Origin of the sequence: Pseudomonas sp. Marseille-Q5299, from assembly GCF_943737035.1 — a bacterium.
In the GTDB taxonomy this organism is placed as follows: Bacteria; Pseudomonadota; Gammaproteobacteria; order Pseudomonadales; family Pseudomonadaceae; genus Aquipseudomonas; species Aquipseudomonas putida_E.
Window position 1 is genome coordinate 18,009 of sequence record NZ_CALSFR010000007.1, and the last position, 18,457, is coordinate 36,465.

Genomic DNA, 18,457 nt, shown 5'->3' on the forward strand with positions numbered 1-18,457 from the left:
CCAAGATCGCTGCCCACAGCCACTGAGGAAACAGGATGAAAATTCCGACCTTGATAGGGGCCTGCGCAGTGGCTTGCTTAACCGCCGCTCAAGCGCTTGGAGAAGACATGCAGACGGTAGTGCGCATTGCCCAGCTTGAAATAGACCCAGCCAAACTGCAGGAATACGAGGCGGCGGTTAAAGAGGAAATGGCCGAGTCGATCCGCCTTGAGCCTGGCGTGCTGGCCATCTATTCGGTGGCGGAGAAAGACCAGCCGAACCGGCTGCACTTCTTCGAGATATACGCGAGCGATGAAGCCTATCGGAGCCATATTGCCTCAGCGCATTTTCAGAAGTACGCGGCGGCGACCCAGTCGATGATTCTTTCAAAGCGATTAATCGAGACCACGCCCGTTCAACTGAGCGTCCAAGCTGGAAAGTGAGGGTAGGGTGGGTTCGCAGAAGCGAGAACGGCCAGATTCCCTCATCCCCACACGCCAAATGACAGGGCCCCGCAATAGTGCACATGAACATCTGGACGATCATGAAGCCAAGGGCTGCTCCCAGAAATGCAATGCCTGCAACAAGCCTTGGTAAGGTCGCGCTCATGCGTTACTCCAATAGCCATGCAGACATGCCTGCGCCCAGCAACATGCCGGGCATGGAAAACAGGTGCCCAAGTGCAAGTAGCCCATCGAGGCTTGTCAGGCTGTTGATTTCAATATTTTAACTGGAGTCAAGAGGAAAACTTCTCATCCGCGTCTACTCTCTCTAAGCGACATGAAATCCTGGCTGGTAGTTGCCGAATCGGTACAGCGCATTGGTCAAAAGGAGCTGGCAATGACTGTGTTCGTAAAAACGTTCAGAAACCAAGGCCGCACTGCCTCGGTGGGCAGAATCTGGAAGCTTAGCTCTACCTTCTTTTTAGCCACCGCCATCACGATGGCATCACAGACGTGGGCCGAAGAGAAAGCGAAACCCGCAACAGCAGCAACCAAAGAAGCCAACGATGCGTTGCTCAAAGAGTTGCCGTTCAATGACAAGACCTCCTTCGAACTGGCCCATAAAGGGTTTATCGCCCCGCTTCCGAAAGAGCCGATCAAGGGCGCCTCGGGCAACCTGATCTGGGACCCGGCCAAGTACAACTTCATCAAGGAAGGCGAGGCCGCACCCGCTTCCACCAACCCCAGCCTCTGGCGGCAGTCACAGCTGATCAATATTTCCGGCCTGTTCGAAGTCACCGATGGCATCTATCAGGTACGCAACTACGACTTGTCGAACATGACCATCGTCGAGGGCAAGGAAGGCATCACCATCTTTGATCCGTTGATTTCGGCGGAAACTGCCAAGGCCGCACTCGACCTTTACTATCAGCATCGGCCGAAGAAACCCGTGGTCGCAGTGATTTACACGCACAGTCACGTCGACCATTACGGCGGTGTTCGTGGTGTGATCGACGAGAAGGATGTCAAGGCAGGCAAGGTCAAGGTCTATGCCCCCAAAGGCTTCCTGGAGCACGCCGTTGCCGAGAACGTGATGGCCGGCACCGCCATGAGCCGCCGGGCCAGTTACATGTACGGCAACCTGCTGCCGCCGAACGAAACGGGCCAACTGGGCGCAGGGTTGGGCACCACGACTTCTGCCGGCACGGTCACCCTGATCCCGCCGACCGACATCATCGAGAAAACCGGCGAGAAGCGCACGATCGATGGGCTGACCTACGAGTTTCTCTACGCGCCGGGCAGCGAGGCGCCAGCCGAGATGCTCTATTACATCCACGAGAAAAAAGCCCTCAACACGGCCGAAGACTCCACCCATACCATGCACAACACCTATTCGCTGCGCGGAGCAAAAATTCGCGAGCCGTTGCCGTGGTCCAAGTACCTCAACCAAGCGCTGAAGATGTGGGGCAAAGACGTCCAGGTCATGTATGCCATGCACCATTGGCCGGTGTGGGGCAACAAGGAGGTCAAGGAGCAACTGTCGTCGCAGAGGGACATGTACCGCTACATCAACGATGAAACGCTGCGCTTGGCCAACAAGGGCCTGACCATGACCGAGATTGCCGAGCAGGTGAAGCTGCCGAAATCGATCGCTTCGCGCTTCTCCAACCGTGGGTATTACGGGGCTTTGAACCACAACGTCAAGGCCACCTATGTGCTGTACATGGGCTGGTTCATCGGCAACCCGGCGACGCTGCATGAATTGCCGCCTGAAGAATCGTCCAAGCGCTACGTCGAGATGATGGGCGGCGCCGACGCGGTGCTGAAGAAGGCCAAGGAGTACTACGACAAGGGTGACTACCGCTGGGTAGCCGAGGTGGTCAACAAAGTGGTCTTCGCCGACCCCAACAACCAGGCAGCGAAAAACCTGCAAGCCGACACACTCGAGCAGTTGGGTTACCAGGCTGAAAGTGGACCATGGCGCAACTTCTACCTCACCGGCGCCAAGGAATTGCGCGATGGCGTGAAACAGTTGCCGACGCCAGACACGGCCAGCCCCGATACGGTCCGGGCGATGGACCTTGACCTGTTCTTCGACTACCTGGCCATGCGCCTGAAAGGGCCGGAGGTCGAAGACAAGCACATTACCCTTAACTTCGACTTCACCGACCTTAAGCAGAAATACCTGGTGGAAATGGTCAATGGCGTGCTCAACCACACCGAAGGCTCGCAAGCCGAGAACGCCGACGCCACGGTCAGCCTGACGCGCGACACCTTGAACAAACTGATGCTCAAGGAAACCACGCTCAAGGACGCGGTGGGCGCAGGTGACGTCAAAGTCGAGGGTGCCGAAGGCAAGCTTGAGGAGCTGATGAGCTACATGGACAACTTCGACTTCTGGTTCCCGATCGTTACACCTTGATTGCTCCCTTGGCGCAGGTTGCGTCAAGCAGGACATCGAGCCATCGGTGTCCTGCTCTTTTCAAAGTGAGGAGTCAGGGACTATGACCACGACGAATCGTATGGATCACACCAAATGGTGGATGCCTGCAACGCTTATTCTGTTGTTTGCTCACAGCACCAACGTGTCTGCCGGAGGCATCTTCATTTATGAAGCCGGCCAGGAAAGTAACGGCCTGGCCAATGCTGGCTCGGCTGCGCTCGCCACCGACCCCAGCGTGTTGATGTCCAACCCCGCAGGCATCGCCCTGCTGCCTGGCACGCAGATCAGCGCCAATGCCCAGGTTATCCTCGGCGACCTGCGCTATTCACGTGACAGCAGCAACCAGTTCGATGGCAACGAGGGCGGTAACGCTCTGCAATACCTGCCGGGCGCCAGCTTGTTCATCAGCCACCAGCTCGATGACCGCTCAGCCATCGGGTTCGGCATGTACGGTAACTTCGGCTTGGCGCTGGACTACGACGATGACTGGGCCGGGCGCTACTTCACCCAGGAATCGGCGGTGATTGGCGTCTCGTTCCAACCCACCTTTGCGTACAAGTTCACCGATGACCTTACCGTCGGCATCGGCCCACGCATGATGCTCGGCTATTACCGCACCGAGGTGGCCATCAACAACAGCCTGCTCGGGTTGGTCGAGCGCCCCGATGGCCAGCTCGAATACAAGGACACTGACTTCGGCATTGGCGTGAACCTGGGCCTGCTCTACCAGCTCGCCCCCCGCACACGGATTGGCCTGGCCTACACCAGCAAGGTGAAGCTGGAGTTCGAGGACAGTCCACATGTCAGCGATATCAACAACCCCCTCATCAATGCCGCACTCAACCGCCTGGCGGTGGACACGCTGGAACTGGACATGAACGTGCCGCAGACCGCGACATTCAGCGTGGCCCACCAGCTGGACGAGCAGTGGACATTGCTGGGAAGCCTGGGTTGGCAGGACTGGAGCGAGTTCGGTGACATCGGGGTAGAGGTGGATGCCAATGCCGCCGGGGTTAGCCGCACGGTCGATCGCAAGTACAAGGACACCTGGCACGCCTCGGTGGGTGCCCAGTATCAGGCGACCCGCCAGCTGCGCTGGAGTTTTGGGGTGGGGTATGACAGTTCGGCCGTGGATGACAAGGATCGCACCGTGGACAACCCGATGGGGGAGGCGTGGCGCTTCGCAACCGGGGTGAACTATCAGGTGGAAGAAGGATTGGACCTGCATCTGGCTTACACATTGGTCTGGCTCGGCGACATGGACGTGGAGCAGACCAAGGCACGCTCCGGCGACACGTTGTCAGGTACTTTCGATAACGCCGCCTTGCACATCATCGGTGGCGGTGCGACTTGGCGATTCTGAAGGTTTTGATCCTTGGACAATGCTTATACGTGGAAGGAGAAGTTGCATGAAAAGTAAGGCGCTTATTGCAACGGTGTGTCTCACATCGCTTTTACTGCATGGTTGTGCGAGCAAATACGTTGAGCCCGACGAATACTCCGGGTTTCTGAAGGACTACAGCAAGCTCAAGGAGGATGAATCGCCTTCGGGCGCGAAGGTTACGCGCTGGATCAAGCCTGGCATTGATGCCAACCAATTTACCAGCGTGTATGTCGAACCCAGCCAGTTTTACCCCAAGCCGCAACCAACCGCGAAGATTCCGCAGCAAACCTTGCAAGGCATAACCCAGTATTACGATCAGTCGTTGAAAAACCAGTTTTCCAAGGTCCTGCCGCTTGCTACGAGCCCCGGGCCAGGTGTACTGGTGGTGCGCCCGGCGATCACTGGGGTGAGTGCCAAAACCAAGGGGCTGCGCCCGTATGAGGTGATCCCAATCGCGCTTGTGGCAGCCGGCATCAGTACGGCCACGGGTATTCGCGACCAAGACACCAGCGTGGCTACCGAAGCTGCATTCCTTGACGGGAGTACCAATGAGGTGGTGGCCGCAGTGGTGCGCAAAGGTGCAGGCGCTGAACTGGACAATTCCTCGCAAATCATGCAGGCCTCGGACGCCCGCGCCGTGCTCGATGGCTGGGCCAGGGACATGGTCAGTTCATTCCAGGCCCTGAAGAAGTAGCCCCCAGGTTCCCCCTGCCGTGGATGTGCGCCAGGGGGAACCGGAATTTGATGCCGAGATTTGATGGCCTAAGGATGCCCCGATGAATACGGTCATGCTCAAAATTAAACATGAATTCCTGAAAGTGCTTCCTCCCACCGTGTTTTTCTTCGTGATTCTGCACATCGTTGCCCTGATCCGCGCGCTCATGATCAAAGGGTCAGGGGTGGAGCTGCCTGTCTCAGCGTCGGTACTGATCGCCGCTCTCATATTGGGCAAGTCTGTTCTGGTTGCCGATATGCTGCCCTTCATCAATCGGTTTCCCGACAAGCCGCTGATCTGGAACGTCACCTGGAAAACACTCATGTATGCCTTGGTCGCACTGATCGTTCATTACTTGGAGCGTCTGTATGACTACTGGAAAGAGGCGCCCGGCCTGCTCGATGCGAATGCGCTGTTATGGTCATCGATGAACTGGCCTCGTTTCTGGGCAGTTCAGATCTTACTGATCACATTGATATTCATGTATTGCGTCATCGCGGAACTGGCACGCGTCATTGGCCGCAAGCGCTTAAAGCAAATGTTCATTGGCCCGCTGCCGCCAAAGCAGACCGAGATGTCGAATCACGCTTGATCGCCGAAAACCCGGGCCGCTCAAAACGACGTGGCTTTCAGTTGACGGGAGATACAATGTTGAAAAGGAAATGCTACCCGCTTTACGCACTTGCGTTGCTGGGGCACACCGGGCAAGGGCAAGCAGAGGACTCGGCAGAGCTTGCCAAGAAAGCGCTGAACCCGGTTGCGGCCATGTACAGCTTGCCGGTGCAATATAATTGGGACCAGAAAATGGGCCCCGACGGCGATGGCAAGCGCAGCCTGACCAACATCCAGCCCGTTCTGCCTTTCAGCTTGAATGATGACTGGAACCTGATCTCCAGGACTATCCTGCCAGTCGTCGACCAGCACGGCCTGGGTGGCGCGGCGGACACCTCTGGCGTAGGCGATGTCACCCAGAGTTTTTTCTTCTCACCGAAACAACCCACTGCCAGTGGCTGGATACTCGGCGCAGGCCCGGCGCTATTGATACCAACGGGCAGCAACGACGTGCTGAGCAGTGAACAATGGGGGCTCGGACCAACTGCGGTAGCCTTGAAGCAAGCCAACGGTTGGACGCACGGGATACTGGCTAACCATATCTGGGGGCTAGAGGGCAGCCCCGCAGATGGTAAGGAGAAGGTAAACCAGACCTTCATGCAGCCGTTTCTTTCATACACGAACAGCTCGTTGACCACATTTGGCATCAACAGTGAATCGACCTACGACTGGCAATCCAAAGAATGGGCCATTCCGGTCAACCTGACGGTAACCCAGTTACTGAAAGTTGGTGGCCACCCCATCACCCTCCAAGCCGGGCCACGTTACTGGCTCGATTCACCGGATAATGGCCCGGAAGGTTGGGGCTTTCGCTTTGCTGTGACGCTGCTGTTCCCGCGCTGATCCTGAAGCACGCACTGCTTTGCTTTTCCTCAAGCTCCCCAATCAGCACAGGTGCGTCCTCTATGGCCAGCTGCCAGTCGTGACCGCCCGCTTTCGGCCCGAAGCAGACATCTGTAACCGGGGCCGCTTCGCGGCCCATCGCCGGCAAGCGCGGCTCCCACACGTACAGCGCATGCCTCAAGGCTGGAGATATTCCAGTGGGAGCCGGCTTGCCGGCGATGAGGCCGGAACTGACCACAGAGCTTGGGATCGCTGTCTGCTTTGCGTCGAAAGCGGCCGGTAGTGGATGGCCTCTCCCGATCCAGTGCTACGGTTGATGGAGAGCGGCTAACGACCTGTCGATCGATTCAATCGGGGCGATTTCGCTGGCTTACTTACGGTCGCACGCAGAGGCATCCGCGTATGCGCCGCCAGCTGACAACTGTCCACCCCGCAGAGCGTGATGACACAACTCAACCAGCTAGAGGTTCGTCATGACTAAAAACATCGATCTGACGATCACCCCGGATTACCTCAATCCATTTGCCTCGCCGGACAATCCCAAGCTAAGCCCCGAGCTGGTGGAATACCTGTCAGATAGCGCCTGGTATCACCCAGCGCTGAGTCTGCAGATCCGCTGCCCGGAAGAGGAGCGAGAACGCCTGCAGCAAGCCATCAGAAATACCTTTGCACAAAAGAGCGAACAGCTCAGAGGGGATATCCGCACGCAGCGGCTGGTAGCGCTGACACTCCTGGGCTTGGCGCTAGCCTTGGTGCTCGCAGGCACGGCGCTGGGCATTGAAGGCACCATCCCCGTGGGAGTCGTTACCGTCACCGCTTGGATGCTGCTATGGCGCAGCGCAGAGATATTCTTTCTGGATATCCGCAGCGTCAACCGGCAGCTGCGTAAGTACCAGCGTATCGCCAGCGCTTCACAGCAGTTTCGATAGAGGTTGATCGCTCCCACACTACTACTGGGCGTATCTCTTTGCCCCGGCAACACAGATGACAGCACCCAGCGTTACGACGAGCATCACCCAGCTGACTTGCTCGTGCAGAAGCAACGCGGCCAGTCCAAGCCCCATGAACGGCTGAAAGAGTTGCAGTTGGCCCACTGCCGCAATGCCGCCCTGAACGAGCCCTTTGTACCAGAACACAAACCCGATCAGCATGCTGAACAGTGACACGTAGGCGAAGCTGAACCACGCAGGGGCGCTAACTCGGGCGAAGGCATCGGGTGCTGGGAGATTGACGATAGTCAGCAGCAGCATGAACGGCAACGCTACCAGCAATGCCCAACTGATCACCTGCCACCCTCCGAGAGTCCGTGACAGACGCGCCCCTTCCGCATAGCCCAACCCACAAACAACTACCGCAGCCATCATCAGCAGGTCTCCTAGCGCCGACGCATCTCCTCCATTCATCAACGCATAGCCAACGACTAGCCCAGCACCGAACAACGAGAACAACCAGAACAGTGGCCCAGGTCGCTCGCCGCCGCGCAGAACGGCGAACCCTGCGGTACACAATGGCAGCAGCCCGACAAAAACGATGGAATGGGCAGAAGTGACGTGCTGTAGGGCCAGTGCCGTCAGCAGCGGAAAACCGATAACGACGCCAAGCGCTGTTACAGCCAGTGACGACAGGTCACCGCGCTTGGGTCGCGGCTGGCGTAGCACGATCAAGAACAGCGCACCCAACAGCGCGGCAATGGTTGCCCTGGCACAGGTCAGAAACGTAGGCTCGAAGGCCGTCACTGCCACGCGGGTGGCCGGCAACGAGCCGGCAAAGATGGCGACGCCTATAAAGCCGTTTATCCACCCGCTTGTTGTTTTTTCCATCGGTGCGTCCTCGATAAGCCAGGGCTCAGTACATCACTGACGGGCTCACCAAGGCCATGTACACTCCACTACAATTCAACCGAACTGTTATGCATATGAATCCAGCACAGTTGGGGGTGCGATGAAACGGGACGGAACGCGAATTCGAGCTGTGATGGGGGAGGTCCAGGCCAGGATAGCCTCTCGAAGCTACACACCAGGTGCGAGAATTCCTTCAGTTCGCGCAATGGCTCAGAGCATGCAAGTATCGGTTTCTACCGTCTTGGAGGCTTATGAACGGTTAACCGCAGAAGGTGTACTTAGCGCTCGCCCTGGCTCCGGTTTTTACGTAGCTGGGCCAGTTGCGCCATTGGCACTGACCGAGCTCGGCCCCAAACTTGATCGTGATGTCGACCCGCTGTGGATCTCGCGCCAGTCGCTGGAAACTTCCAGTGATGCGTTGAAACCAGGATGCGGGTGGCTGCCCGCATCCTGGCTGTACGAAGCAGGCTTGCGTAAAGCTCTTCGAATGGTTGCGCGTTCTGACACGTCGAAATTGACTGAGTACGCTTCACCGCTTGGGCATCCGCCTCTCAGGCAATTCTTGTCGCGACGACTGGCAGGCGTTGGTATCGAAGCCCCTCTGGAACAGATCATGCTCACTGAGTCCGGCACTCATGCTATCGACCTGATCTGCCGTTTTCTGCTGCAACCGGGTGACACTGTCCTGGTCGACGATCCCTGTTATTTCAATTTTCACGCATTACTCAAAGCACATAGGGTGAACATCGTCGGAGTCCCCTACACCGCAACGGGTCCAGACATCGAGGCGTTCGGCGCTGCCCTGCGCGAGCACGCGCCGCGGTTGTACATAACGAACTCCGGCATCCACAACCCGACCGGGGCCACCTTGTCACCAGTCACAGCACACAGGCTGCTAAAGCTGGCCGACACCTCCAGCCTGGTAATTGTCGAGGACGACATCTTCGGCGATTTCGAGAATACCCCCGCGCCACGACTGTCTGCCTTCGATGGCCTCGCTCGTGTGATCCAGATCGGTAGTTTTTCCAAGACCATCTCCGCTTCAATCAGATGCGGCTACATCGCTTCGCGCAGGGAGTGGATCGAGAGCCTGGTCGACCTCAAGATTGCGACCACATTCGGGGGTGGGCGCATGGCTGCGGACATCGTTCATCAAGCCATTACCGATAGCGGGTACCGAAAGCACATGGAAGGTGTCCGCTTCAGGTTAGCCCAGGAAATGGGCAAAACAGTAGCGAGGCTTCAGGCGATTGGTATCAAGCCTTGGATGGTTCCCCAGGCAGGCATGTACGTGTGGTGCCAACTCCCTCAGGGTAAGGATGCAGCGACGCTGGCCAGAGCTTGTTTGAAGGACGCAGTGGTGCTCGCGCCCGGAAATGCTTTCAGCCAGTCCATGACTGCGGGAGATTTTCTGCGTTTCAACGTCGCTCAATCTGGCGACAGCAAGATCTACGAAGTGTTGAAACGGGCTCTGAATGCATAGTCTCGGGACCGATCCAGCGGCGACTCATCCTGTTCTAGCTGCTTTCAAGGCGTGCATGGCATATCCTTACGCCACGCAATCAACTTCGAAGCAGTGAATTGAACGATGGGTTTTGAACAACTAGCAGAGCTACGTGACCGTCTCCGGTCGGAAAAAGAGCAGGTAAAGGCTGAGGGTGGGAAACACCCCAAGCGTAAGCCTTCCCCGCAGGCGAAGCCTCGCGACCTTGATCCGGCAGTGCAAGCGATCTGGCCCTTGCAGAAGCATTTTCCCTTGGCCTTCCCCGTCAATCCGGCGCCCAAGGTGCCGCTCAAGGAGGGTATTTTCAAGGATGCCGAGCAGCACCTCGAACTGCTCGGCTTGACCCGCGAACAGCTCAAGCTGGGTATTTCTACCTGGTGCAAGGGAGCTCGATACTGGGCAGCCATGGTGGAGAATGCGCCGCGCCTGGACTTGAATGGGCAACCGTCTGGCATTGTGACCGCCGCTCAGGCGCTGCATGCCAAGCAACAAGCTTCGCGCCAACGTAGCCAGGGCCGACGCAAGCGTGTGAAGTCAGAAGCGAGTGCCCCGGCCTCTACCGCCGATAGCACAGCGGAGCAGGTTACCGACTGAGGCCGGTCGGGCTCTGCCCAGGGCTTTCAGGACTCGCGTGAGAGTGCTTGTGAAGGGGAATGTGCGGCCTGCATGGCAGCGTCGACCAGCCGACGCAAGCCGTCATTGTGTTCAAACGAGGCGATCGCCGCCGCCGTGGTGCCATTGGGCGAGGTGACTGCGGTGCGCAACTCTACAAAGTCTGTGCCTGGCTGGGTTTGCAGCGTCGCGGCACCCAGCGCTGTCTGCGCTGCCAGGGGCCTTGCCAGTTCCGGGCTCAGGCCCAACGCTACACCTGCGGCGGAGAGGGCTTCGCTGAACAGGTGGTAGTAGGCAGGGCCGCTGCCGGGCAACGCCGTCACGGTATCCAGCAGGCCCTCGTGCTCCACCCAACTTGCGCTGCCGACCGCTTCGAACAGCCGAGTCACCCACTCGCGCAGGTTTTGACATGAACCAGTCCGTCGCTGCCGCCACGGATCAGCAACGTGCGGTGGTTGAGTCGATCGGTCGGGAAGTGGGCGAAATCGTCACGCTCAATCAGCATGTGCAGGCGGGCCAAGAGCAGACGTTGGGAGTGTGTGAAAAGCTGGATGGGCGTTCGGGGGAGTTGCGTCGATTGGTGGCGAGCTTCTGTATCGAGAAATAGTCCAGAGGCTTGTGTGGTCGTTGGGATGTTGACCTGCGGTTTGCGGTGCTGCGCGAGTCGAGCGCCTGTGCGGCGCTCGATCTCAAGGGTGCGCAAGAAATTGGCCTGTCAGGCGACCATCACCCCAGCGCCGGTGTCCGTGGCGGGATCATGCGGCGTGAGCCGGTCGCTTCGAAGGCTGCCGCAAAACTCAACAGCGCATTGTCGCTGTAGGCACGCCCGGCGAAGGTCAGCCCCACCGGCATGCCGATGTCAGCCATCACGCCCATTGGCACGGTGACGGTCGGTACGCCCAGGTGGCGGATGGCGAGGTTGCCGTTGGCTACCCAGATGCCGTTGCTCCATGCGATGTCCGCCGAGGCCGGGTTCACGTCGGCATCGGCCGGGCCAACGTCGGCCACGGTCGGGAACAGCACCGCATCGAGGCCTTGGGCGTCCATCCAGTCTTCCAGGTCCAGCTTGCGGGTCTTTTCCAGCCCGCGCAGGCCGTCGGGCAGGGTTTCGATCTGGTCCCAGCGCTTCAGGCCGCGTTTGGCCATGTTGACGTACTCGTCCATGCCGGCAGCCAGATCGTCCTCACGGTTGGGCAGGGTGCCTGGGTCGTGGGGGAAGATTTGCGGGCCGTCGACATCGGCCAGGCGGTTGAGCTTGGGGTCGTTGTTGGCACGCAGGAAGTCGTCGAAGCCCCAGCCGGACAGTTCCCACAGCTCGTCATGCAGGAACGCCTTGCTGACGATACCGCGGTTGTAAACGGTCGGTGCGCCGGGCCGATCGCCTTCGCAGTTGGAGACCAGTGGGAAGTCCACTTCAACCACTTCAGCGCCCGCTGCTTCCAAGGCCTGGCGTGCCTGTTGCCACAGGTCGATGACCGTGGCTCGGGTGTTGATGCGCTGGCCGGTCGGGCCACCGATGCCAGGTTTCTCGGACGTACCGGCCTCGGGGTCGGCGTTGATGTACATGCGCGGTACGCCGAAACGCTTGCCCTTGAGCGCGCTGGCGTCAACCGCCAGGTCCAGGTAGGACGCCGGGCGTACCGAAGAGGCGGCCGGGATTGGCACCCAAGGTTGCAGGCGCCAGAGGTCGCCACGCTTGTCGGCATCGTCGGCAACCACCACATCCAGCACTTCCAGCAGGTCGGCCATGGTGCGGGCGTAGGGCACTACCACGTCCATGGTCGGTGTCAGCGGCCAGTTGCCGCGTACCGAAATGACCCCGCGCGATGGGGTGTAGGCGCACAGGCCGTTGTTAGAGGCCGGGCCACGGCCACTGGACCAGGTTTCCTCGGCCAGGCCGAAGGCGCTGAAGCTGGCAGCGGTGGCGGTGCCGGCACCGTTGGATGAGCCGGAGGCGAACGGTGCGGTCAGGTAGTCGGCGTTGTACGGGCTTTCGGCACGGCCGTAGACGCCGCGCTGCATGCCACCGTTGGCCATGGGCGGCATGTTGGTCTTGCCCAGGCAGATGGCGCCGCCGGCGCGCAGGCGCTCGACGGTGAACGCGTCGCGCTGGGCCACCAGGTCTTTGAACGCCGGGCTGCCGGATGCAGCGGTCAGGCCCTTGACCAGGTAGCTGTCCTTGGCGGTGTAAGGGATGCCATCGAGCGGGCCGAGCAGTTCGCCACGGGCGCGGCGCGCGTCGGAAGCCTCGGCCTCCTTGAGCGCCTCTGGATTGCGGACTACCACCGCGTTCAGCGCGGTGGGGGTATCGGCTCCATCGTAGGCATCGATGCGCGCCAGGTAGGCCTTGACCAGCTCGACCGCCGTCGTGCGGCCCTTTTCGAGCGCGTCGCGCAGCTCGGCAATGGAAACCTCGGTTACCTCGATCATGCTTTCACCAAAATTTTGTGCAGGTGGGGGCTTTTGCGAGGAGTGTACAAGAAGGGCTGGGCGGAAGCAGGTTTGCGCAGGGGCAAATGGTTTTTTGCAGCGGGGCATTGTCTGGCCCTGCGGCTGCCGGCTTGCTGGGCAAAGGGCCGCTTGGCGGCCCATACGCGCTTAATCCAGATCTGCCGCCCAATGGCGCTCGGGCACCTGGCTGGCTTCATCTCCCCAGGTGCGGTTGACCCGGGTGCCCCGCTGCACGGCCGGCCGCTGCGCGATTTCTTCGGCCCAGCGCTGCACCTGCGGGTATTCATGCACGGCAAGGAACTCTGCTGCGCCATACAGGTTGCCGCGCACCAGTTGGCCATACCACGGCCATACGGCGATATCGGCAATGCTGTACTCATCGCCACCCAGGTAGCGGCTTTGCGCAAGGCGCCGCTCAAGCACATCCAGCTGGCGCTTGGCTTCCATGGTGAACCGGTTGATGGCGTATTCGAACTTTTCCGGGGCATACACGTAGAAGTGGCCAAAGCCCCCACCCAGATAAGGCGCCGAACCCATCTGCCAGAACAGCCAGTTCAGGGTTTCGGTACGCGCGGCCGCACCGGTGGGCAGGAAGGCTGCGAATTTCTCGGCCAGGTACAGCAGGATCGAACCCGATTCGAATACCCGAACCGGTGGCTCGACGCTGCGATCGAGCAGGGCGGGGATCTTCGAGTTGGGGTTGACCTCAACGAACCCGCTGGAGAATTGGTCGCCTTCGCCGATGCGGATCAACCAGGCGTCGTACTCGGCGCCGCTGTGGCCCAGGGCCAGCAGTTCTTCAAGAAGGATGGTGACTTTCACGCCGTTGGGGGTTGCCAGCGAGTACAGCTGCAACGGGTGCTTGCCAACAGGCAGCGCCTTGTCGTGGGTAGGGCCGGCGATCGGGCGGTTGATACTGGCGAACTGGCCGCCAGAGGCTGACTCATTGCGCCAGACCTTGGGCGGAACATAGGGGGACTTGCTCATGCAGGGGCTCCTTGAGTGGCGCAGACGGTCACATACAGGCGTTGACCCGCATCTATGCCACGGGTTCGCAGAAAAGTGCAAATCCGGTGGCGCCGGCCAGGGTATCAACGCGTTTAGCGGCCACGCCGCCGCGACACGCGCGCCTCGATGTTCTTGCGGCCAATCAGCAGCGGCGGTTTTTCCACTACCGGCTCGTCGGCCAGCCATTTGTACATCACCAGGCAGTCCACCAGGCCCAGGCGGGCGTGGCGGTAAGCCTTGGGCAAGCGGCCGACGGTCTCGAAGCCCAGTTTGTGCCATAGCGCCACGGCCACTTCATTGCTGGCCACCACCGAGTTGAACTGCAGCGCCAGGAAGCCTTCCTGACGCGCCAGTTTCTGTGAGTGTTCGCACATCAGCCTGGCCACGCCGCGACCACGGGCGGCTTCGGCGACCATGTAGCCGCAATTGCCAACATGGGCACCGGGGCCGGCGGCATTGGCCTTGAGGTAGTATGCCCCCAGCAACTCACCGTCCTGCTCGGCCACCAGCGTGTGCAAAGGCAGCTCCAGCCATAGCTGGCGTGCCTGTTCGAAGCTCAGGGCAGGGTCGTAGGCGTAGGTTTCGCGGGCCTGGACAACGGCCTGGAAGGTGGGCCAGAAACGCTCGAAGTCCTCGGGCGTCATGGGGCGGATGTGGATCATGGCGGCAAAAGGCTCCCGGCCTGCTCAGATATAGATGAAGGCCAGCACCAAGGCCGCCACCACCAGCCACTTCTCCAGGTAGTAGCGCATGCGGTTGCGTTTTTTCAGTGCCTTGCCCCGTTCACGAATCTTGTAGATCCGGGTGAACAGGCGGTTGATGCCGCCAGTCTTGTCATTGGCATTGTTCGGCGCTGCCGCGGCAGCCATCACATTGCGGCTGAACCAGCGGTTGAACGCAGTCGCCCAGCGGTATTTCAGCGGGCGCTCGATGTCGCAGAACAGAATGATCCGGTTGTGCTCGGTGGTGTTGGCGGCGTAGTGGATGTAGGTCTCGTCGAACACCACGGCTTCGCCGTCACGCCAGGAATACTTCTCGCCATCCACATCGATGTAGCAGCCATCGTCGTTCGGTGTGTCAAGGCCCAGGTGGTAGCGATAGGAGCCGGCATAAGGGTCGCGGTGGCGCACCAGCTTGGCGCCCGGCGGCAGGGTCGCGAACATGGCTGCCTTGACCGTGCCGATGCCCTGCAGCAACTCGGTGGTGCGCGGGCACAGGTTCATCGCAGACGGGTGGCTTTCGCCGTACCATTTCAGGTAGAAGCGCTTCCAGCCGGTCTTGAAGAAGGAGTTGAAGCCAACGTCGTCGTAATTATCGGACTTCTTGATCTCGCCCACATGCAGCAACTGCTGGGCCTCCTGGCGGATTTCCTGCCAGTGGTCCTTGAGCGGCTGCAGCTCGGGGAACGCTTCTACCGGCAGATAGGGTTTGGCCGGGTGCCTGGAGAACAGGTAAAGGAAGCTGTTGACCGGGGCCAGGAAACTGGAGTGGTCACCCAATTGGCGGGTGAGCTTGTGGCGTACCCGACCGCGCAGATGAACATAAGCGATCGAGAGGGCAAAGATCAGTACGAGTGCAATTTTCATGGACGATTACTTGTCGAAAAATGGCCATGCGCCATGGCATAAGCCCGCCAGCATAAACAATCATGGGGGGAGTTTGTACAGATAGTTTGTACCGAGGTTGGCGAGATTTGCGGCCGACCAAGGTGTAATGGCCGTAGTTTGCGCAAACGTTTAAGGTAAAGGAGCACGCATGGTTCAGGACCCGCGCCGCAGTGGCGCCCCCTTCAAACGGCTGTTTTTTGCCCTGCCGGTAACCGACGCCCAGCAGCGTGCGATAGCCCAGTGGCGGCGTGGCCTCCAGCTGCGTAGTGGCAAACCGGTGCCCAGTGCGAACTTCCACCTGACCCTGATGTTTCTAGGCGATGTGGATGCAGCGCAGGTACCGGCGATTTGCGCTGCGGTGGACAACCTGGCGCGCCCTGATGCCCCCCTGCGCTTGCTGCTCGATCAGCTCAAGGTCTGGCCGCGGGCAAACGTGCTGGTGCTCGAGCCGCAGCAGGCCCCGGCTGCGCTGCGCCATCTGGCCTATGGGCTGCAGCAGGCACTGCTGCCCATGGGCTTTGCCGAGCAGGCCCATGATTACCGGCCACACCTGACCCTGTCACGGGACTTTCGCGGCCAGGCGCCCGAGGCCAGCGTGGCGCCCGACTTCTTCATCGTCGCCCGGTACTTCGCGCTCTACGAGTCGCGCAAAGGCCAGTACCTGCCGCTGGCGCAGTGGCCGTTGACAGCGTGAAGCGGGTTCAGCGCGTATCGATGTCTTGGTCGACGGCCTTGGCTGGGCCCGCTTGTCGCCCGTACAGTCAGGCAGGCAAACTCTGATAGGCCTGCTCATCCCCCGGGCTACGGGCAAACTGGCGTTTGTACTCGCGGCTGAACTGTGAGGTGCTCTGATAGCCCACCCGGTGCGCCGCCTGCGCCACGCCCAGCCCTTCGCCGATCAGCATCTGTTGCGCCTTGAGCAGCCGCAGGCGCTTGAGGTACTGCATCGGCGCCATGTCGGTGCAGCGCTTGAAGTGCTCGTGGAAGGTCGACACGCTCATGTTCGCCCGCGCAGCCAATGCCTCGACGCTCAGCGGCTCGGTGTAGTGTTCACGCAGGTGAGCGAGGGCGGCGCCGATGCGCGCGAAGTGCCCCTGCTGCTCGACCAGCGCCCGCAACACCCCGGCCTGGGGCCCACGCAGTGCGGTGTACAGAACCTCGCGCACCCGCGCCGGCCCGAGCACCTTGGCGTCTATCGGGTCCTGCAGGCAGCGTAACAGCCGCTCGACGCATTCGCGCATGGGCACATCCAGCGCTGCCGAGGTCATCGACTGCGGTGTCTGCGCCTGCACTGCGGGGTCAGGCGCCAACGCCATGCTCTGCACCAGTTCACCCAGCACGCCACGGTCGATGTCCACAGCCACGCCCAGCAACGGCGCTTCGGCGGTGGCGAAGGTTTCGCACATGAACGGCACCGACAGCGCCTGCACCAGGTAATGCCCGGCGCCGTACTCTAGCGTGCGCGGGCCAAGGCGCGCCAGCTTGCTGCCCTGGGCCAGGATCATCAGGCTGGGCTCGTAGATCTGCGGGCTGCTGGCCACGTAATGGTCCCAGCTCAAAACCTGGACCTGTGGCAGATGAGTGGGCACGAAGCCCGGGCGTGTGGCCAGGCTGCGGATCAGGGCGCACAGCGTGGCGTTGGCGTCGACGTGGCGGGTCAGTTGCATGATGGACCATGGGCAGAGAATCAGACACTTGCATCATCTCAGATTTGAGGCTTGGCGCCAGGTGGCTCTGGCCAGGTTCGGAGAATCAGGCATTCACCTCGGAGGATCTGCTGTGGCCGGGGAGGGCGAGGATGCGGAAAATGTATCGACTGAATCGTTTCACTTTCACCTGAGGTCTTGTATGTACACTGCTATCGGTTACGCCGCCCAAACCCCGACCAGCCCCTTGGCACCCATGACCTTCGAGCGTCGCAGCCCGCGCCCGGACGATGTCGCCATCGAGATCCTCTACTGTGGCGTTTGCCACTCCGACATCCATCAGGCCCGCAATGAGTGGGGCATTGCCGTGTACCCGCTGATGCCCGGGCACGAGATCGTCGGCCGCGTCACTGCGGTGGGCGAGAAGGTATCGGCGCACAAGGTCGGTGACCTGGTCGGCGTTGGCTGCATGGTCGATTCCTGCCGCCACTGCGAGGCCTGTGCCAAGGACCTGGAGCAATACTGCCTGGAAGGCCCGACCATGACCTACGCCACCCCGGACCGGGTCGATGGCAGCAATACCATGGGCGGTTACTCCAGCAGCATCGTGGTCAGCGAGCACTTTGTGGTGCGCATCCCGGCCGGGATGGACCTGCCCAGCGCGGCGCCGATTCTCTGCGCCGGTATCACCACCTACTCGCCGCTCAAGCACCATGGCGTCGGCCCTGGCCACAAGGTCGGCATCCTTGGCATGGGCGGCCTGGGGCACATGGGTATCAAGCTGGCCAAGGCGTTGGGCGCTGAAGTGACATTGTTCACCCGCTCGCAGGCCAAGGCCGAGGAAGCCCGTCGCCAAGGCGCCGACCATGTGATCGTGTCCACCGATGCCGAGCAGATGCGCGCCGCTGCCGGCCGCTTCGACTTCCTGCTCGACACCATTCCGGTGCAGCACGACCTGAACCCGTACCTGGAGACGCTGAAGTTCGATGGCGTGCATATCCTGGTGGGCCTGATCGAGCCGATCGACCCGGCGCTGCACGCAGCCAACCTGGTGATGAAGCGCCGAGTGCTGGCCGGCTCGCTGATTGGTGGTATCGCCCAGACCCAGGAAGTGCTGGATTTCTGTGCCGAGCACGATATCCGTTGCGATATCGAGATGCTGGATATCCGCAATATCAACCAGGCTTACGAGCGCATGATCGCCGGTGATGTGAAGTACCGTTTCGTCATCGACATGGCGACGCTGCAGGGCTGACCCATCCCAGCCAAGCGTTGCCCCCCAGACCAGATGGGCGATCTGGTCTGGGGGCTGCGCCCATTCCCCTGCGCACGTCTGCGCGTCTGGTTGTGAGGCGCGCTGTTGACGCGT

At 60.5% G+C, this 18,457-nt stretch carries 19 protein-coding genes; 12 read left to right on the plus strand and 7 right to left on the minus strand.

Annotation, left to right across the window (positions count from 1 at the left end; translation table 11 throughout):
- The first annotated feature begins 35 nt into the window (after positions 1–35).
- The 7 genes from NGJ21_RS19255 (at position 36) to NGJ21_RS19285 (ending at position 7,348) form a co-directional block, all read left to right on the plus strand.
- Positions 36–422: a putative quinol monooxygenase gene (locus NGJ21_RS19255; protein ID WP_174141852.1), complete on the plus strand. Its 387-nt coding sequence runs from the start codon at positions 36–38 to the stop codon at positions 420–422.
- 499 nt (positions 423–921) lie between these two features.
- Positions 922–2,844: an alkyl/aryl-sulfatase gene (locus tag NGJ21_RS19260; protein ID WP_115275519.1), complete on the plus strand. Its 1,923-nt coding sequence runs from the start codon at positions 922–924 to the stop codon at positions 2,842–2,844.
- 121 nt (positions 2,845–2,965) lie between these two features.
- Complete coding sequence (locus NGJ21_RS19265) at positions 2,966–4,228, plus strand: OmpP1/FadL family transporter (RefSeq protein WP_231386497.1); 1,263 nt, start codon at positions 2,966–2,968, stop codon at positions 4,226–4,228.
- Between the two features lie 46 nt (positions 4,229–4,274).
- Positions 4,275–4,943: a DUF3313 domain-containing protein gene (locus NGJ21_RS19270; protein WP_115274476.1), complete on the plus strand. Its 669-nt coding sequence runs from the start codon at positions 4,275–4,277 to the stop codon at positions 4,941–4,943.
- 82 nt (positions 4,944–5,025) lie between these two features.
- Positions 5,026–5,556 (plus strand): hypothetical protein, encoded by a 531-nt coding sequence (locus tag NGJ21_RS19275; protein ID WP_115274477.1) that lies wholly within the window; start codon positions 5,026–5,028, stop codon positions 5,554–5,556.
- Positions 5,557–5,612: 56 nt separating this feature from the next.
- A complete protein-coding gene (locus NGJ21_RS19280; protein ID WP_115274478.1) occupies positions 5,613–6,419 on the plus strand; it encodes a transporter in 807 nt (268 codons plus the stop codon).
- Positions 6,420–6,892: 473 nt separating this feature from the next.
- Positions 6,893–7,348 (plus strand): hypothetical protein, encoded by a 456-nt coding sequence (locus NGJ21_RS19285; RefSeq protein WP_119687283.1) that lies wholly within the window; start codon positions 6,893–6,895, stop codon positions 7,346–7,348.
- A 21-nt stretch (positions 7,349–7,369) separates the two neighbouring features.
- Here NGJ21_RS19285 and NGJ21_RS19290 read toward each other — a convergent pair whose 3' ends face one another.
- Complete coding sequence (locus NGJ21_RS19290) at positions 7,370–8,239, minus strand: DMT family transporter (protein ID WP_119687282.1); 870 nt, start codon at positions 8,237–8,239, stop codon at positions 7,370–7,372.
- Between the two features lie 121 nt (positions 8,240–8,360).
- Here NGJ21_RS19290 and NGJ21_RS19295 point away from each other — a divergent pair, with 121 nt between their 5' ends.
- Positions 8,361–9,743, plus strand: coding sequence for an aminotransferase-like domain-containing protein (locus tag NGJ21_RS19295; protein WP_119687281.1), 1,383 nt, complete (start codon positions 8,361–8,363; stop codon positions 9,741–9,743).
- A gap of 105 nt (positions 9,744–9,848) precedes the next feature.
- The gene (locus NGJ21_RS19300) at positions 9,849–10,358 is read left to right on the plus strand and encodes a ProQ/FinO family protein (RefSeq protein ID WP_174141856.1); all 510 of its coding nucleotides are present in this window, start codon (positions 9,849–9,851) and stop codon (positions 10,356–10,358) included.
- A 26-nt stretch (positions 10,359–10,384) separates the two neighbouring features.
- On the opposite strand, the gene NGJ21_RS19305 is transcribed toward NGJ21_RS19300, so the two are convergent.
- On the minus strand, positions 10,385–10,765 hold the full coding sequence (locus NGJ21_RS19305; protein WP_251962517.1) for a pyrroline-5-carboxylate reductase dimerization domain-containing protein: 381 nt from the start codon (positions 10,763–10,765) through the stop codon (positions 10,385–10,387).
- 20 nt (positions 10,766–10,785) lie between these two features.
- On the opposite strand from NGJ21_RS19305, the gene NGJ21_RS19310 reads away from it, so the two are divergent.
- Positions 10,786–10,983, plus strand: coding sequence for a methyl-accepting chemotaxis protein (locus NGJ21_RS19310; RefSeq protein ID WP_251962518.1), 198 nt, complete (start codon positions 10,786–10,788; stop codon positions 10,981–10,983).
- Positions 10,984–11,102: 119 nt separating this feature from the next.
- On the opposite strand, the gene NGJ21_RS19315 is transcribed toward NGJ21_RS19310, so the two are convergent.
- From NGJ21_RS19315 to lpxO, 4 genes are all read right to left on the minus strand, one after another.
- Positions 11,103–12,806, minus strand: coding sequence for an amidase (locus NGJ21_RS19315; protein WP_204918245.1), 1,704 nt, complete (start codon positions 12,804–12,806; stop codon positions 11,103–11,105).
- Positions 12,807–12,974: 168 nt separating this feature from the next.
- A complete protein-coding gene (gene yghU, locus NGJ21_RS19320) occupies positions 12,975–13,814 on the minus strand; it encodes a glutathione-dependent disulfide-bond oxidoreductase (protein ID WP_046785783.1) in 840 nt (279 codons plus the stop codon).
- Positions 13,815–13,927: 113 nt separating this feature from the next.
- Positions 13,928–14,497: a GNAT family N-acetyltransferase gene (locus NGJ21_RS19325; protein ID WP_115274496.1), complete on the minus strand. Its 570-nt coding sequence runs from the start codon at positions 14,495–14,497 to the stop codon at positions 13,928–13,930.
- Between the two features lie 24 nt (positions 14,498–14,521).
- A complete protein-coding gene (gene lpxO, locus NGJ21_RS19330) occupies positions 14,522–15,421 on the minus strand; it encodes a lipid A hydroxylase LpxO (RefSeq protein ID WP_046785785.1) in 900 nt (299 codons plus the stop codon).
- A 169-nt stretch (positions 15,422–15,590) separates the two neighbouring features.
- Here lpxO and thpR point away from each other — a divergent pair, with 169 nt between their 5' ends.
- Positions 15,591–16,136, plus strand: coding sequence for an RNA 2',3'-cyclic phosphodiesterase (thpR, locus tag NGJ21_RS19335; protein ID WP_251962519.1), 546 nt, complete (start codon positions 15,591–15,593; stop codon positions 16,134–16,136).
- A 67-nt stretch (positions 16,137–16,203) separates the two neighbouring features.
- On the opposite strand, the gene NGJ21_RS19340 is transcribed toward thpR, so the two are convergent.
- Complete coding sequence (locus tag NGJ21_RS19340) at positions 16,204–17,109, minus strand: AraC family transcriptional regulator (protein WP_119687267.1); 906 nt, start codon at positions 17,107–17,109, stop codon at positions 16,204–16,206.
- 181 nt (positions 17,110–17,290) lie between these two features.
- Here NGJ21_RS19340 and calA point away from each other — a divergent pair, with 181 nt between their 5' ends.
- On the plus strand, positions 17,291–18,343 hold the full coding sequence (calA, locus tag NGJ21_RS19345) for a vanillin reductase (RefSeq protein WP_125923797.1): 1,053 nt from the start codon (positions 17,291–17,293) through the stop codon (positions 18,341–18,343).
- The last annotated feature ends 114 nt before the right edge of the window (positions 18,344–18,457 follow it).

Coding starts and splice junctions, on each gene's coding strand:
- NGJ21_RS19295 (WP_119687281.1), top strand. CDS start 8,361: ATGAAACGGGACGGAACGCGAATTCGAGCTGTGATGGGGGAGGTCCAG.
- NGJ21_RS19290 (WP_119687282.1), bottom strand. CDS start 8,239: ATGGAAAAAACAACAAGCGGGTGGATAAACGGCTTTATAGGCGTCGCC.
- NGJ21_RS19265 (WP_231386497.1), top strand. CDS start 2,966: ATGCCTGCAACGCTTATTCTGTTGTTTGCTCACAGCACCAACGTGTCT.
- NGJ21_RS19310 (WP_251962518.1), top strand. CDS start 10,786: ATGAACCAGTCCGTCGCTGCCGCCACGGATCAGCAACGTGCGGTGGTT.
- NGJ21_RS19275 (WP_115274477.1), top strand. CDS start 5,026: ATGAATACGGTCATGCTCAAAATTAAACATGAATTCCTGAAAGTGCTT.
- thpR (WP_251962519.1), top strand. CDS start 15,591: ATGGTTCAGGACCCGCGCCGCAGTGGCGCCCCCTTCAAACGGCTGTTT.
- lpxO (WP_046785785.1), bottom strand. CDS start 15,421: ATGAAAATTGCACTCGTACTGATCTTTGCCCTCTCGATCGCTTATGTT.
- NGJ21_RS19340 (WP_119687267.1), bottom strand. CDS start 17,109: ATGCAACTGACCCGCCACGTCGACGCCAACGCCACGCTGTGCGCCCTG.
- NGJ21_RS19315 (WP_204918245.1), bottom strand. CDS start 12,806: ATGATCGAGGTAACCGAGGTTTCCATTGCCGAGCTGCGCGACGCGCTC.
- NGJ21_RS19260 (WP_115275519.1), top strand. CDS start 922: ATGGCATCACAGACGTGGGCCGAAGAGAAAGCGAAACCCGCAACAGCA.
- NGJ21_RS19325 (WP_115274496.1), bottom strand. CDS start 14,497: ATGATCCACATCCGCCCCATGACGCCCGAGGACTTCGAGCGTTTCTGG.
- calA (WP_125923797.1), top strand. CDS start 17,291: ATGTACACTGCTATCGGTTACGCCGCCCAAACCCCGACCAGCCCCTTG.
- NGJ21_RS19270 (WP_115274476.1), top strand. CDS start 4,275: ATGAAAAGTAAGGCGCTTATTGCAACGGTGTGTCTCACATCGCTTTTA.
- yghU (WP_046785783.1), bottom strand. CDS start 13,814: ATGAGCAAGTCCCCCTATGTTCCGCCCAAGGTCTGGCGCAATGAGTCA.
- NGJ21_RS19255 (WP_174141852.1), top strand. CDS start 36: ATGAAAATTCCGACCTTGATAGGGGCCTGCGCAGTGGCTTGCTTAACC.
- NGJ21_RS19280 (WP_115274478.1), top strand. CDS start 5,613: ATGTTGAAAAGGAAATGCTACCCGCTTTACGCACTTGCGTTGCTGGGG.
- NGJ21_RS19300 (WP_174141856.1), top strand. CDS start 9,849: ATGGGTTTTGAACAACTAGCAGAGCTACGTGACCGTCTCCGGTCGGAA.
- NGJ21_RS19285 (WP_119687283.1), top strand. CDS start 6,893: ATGACTAAAAACATCGATCTGACGATCACCCCGGATTACCTCAATCCA.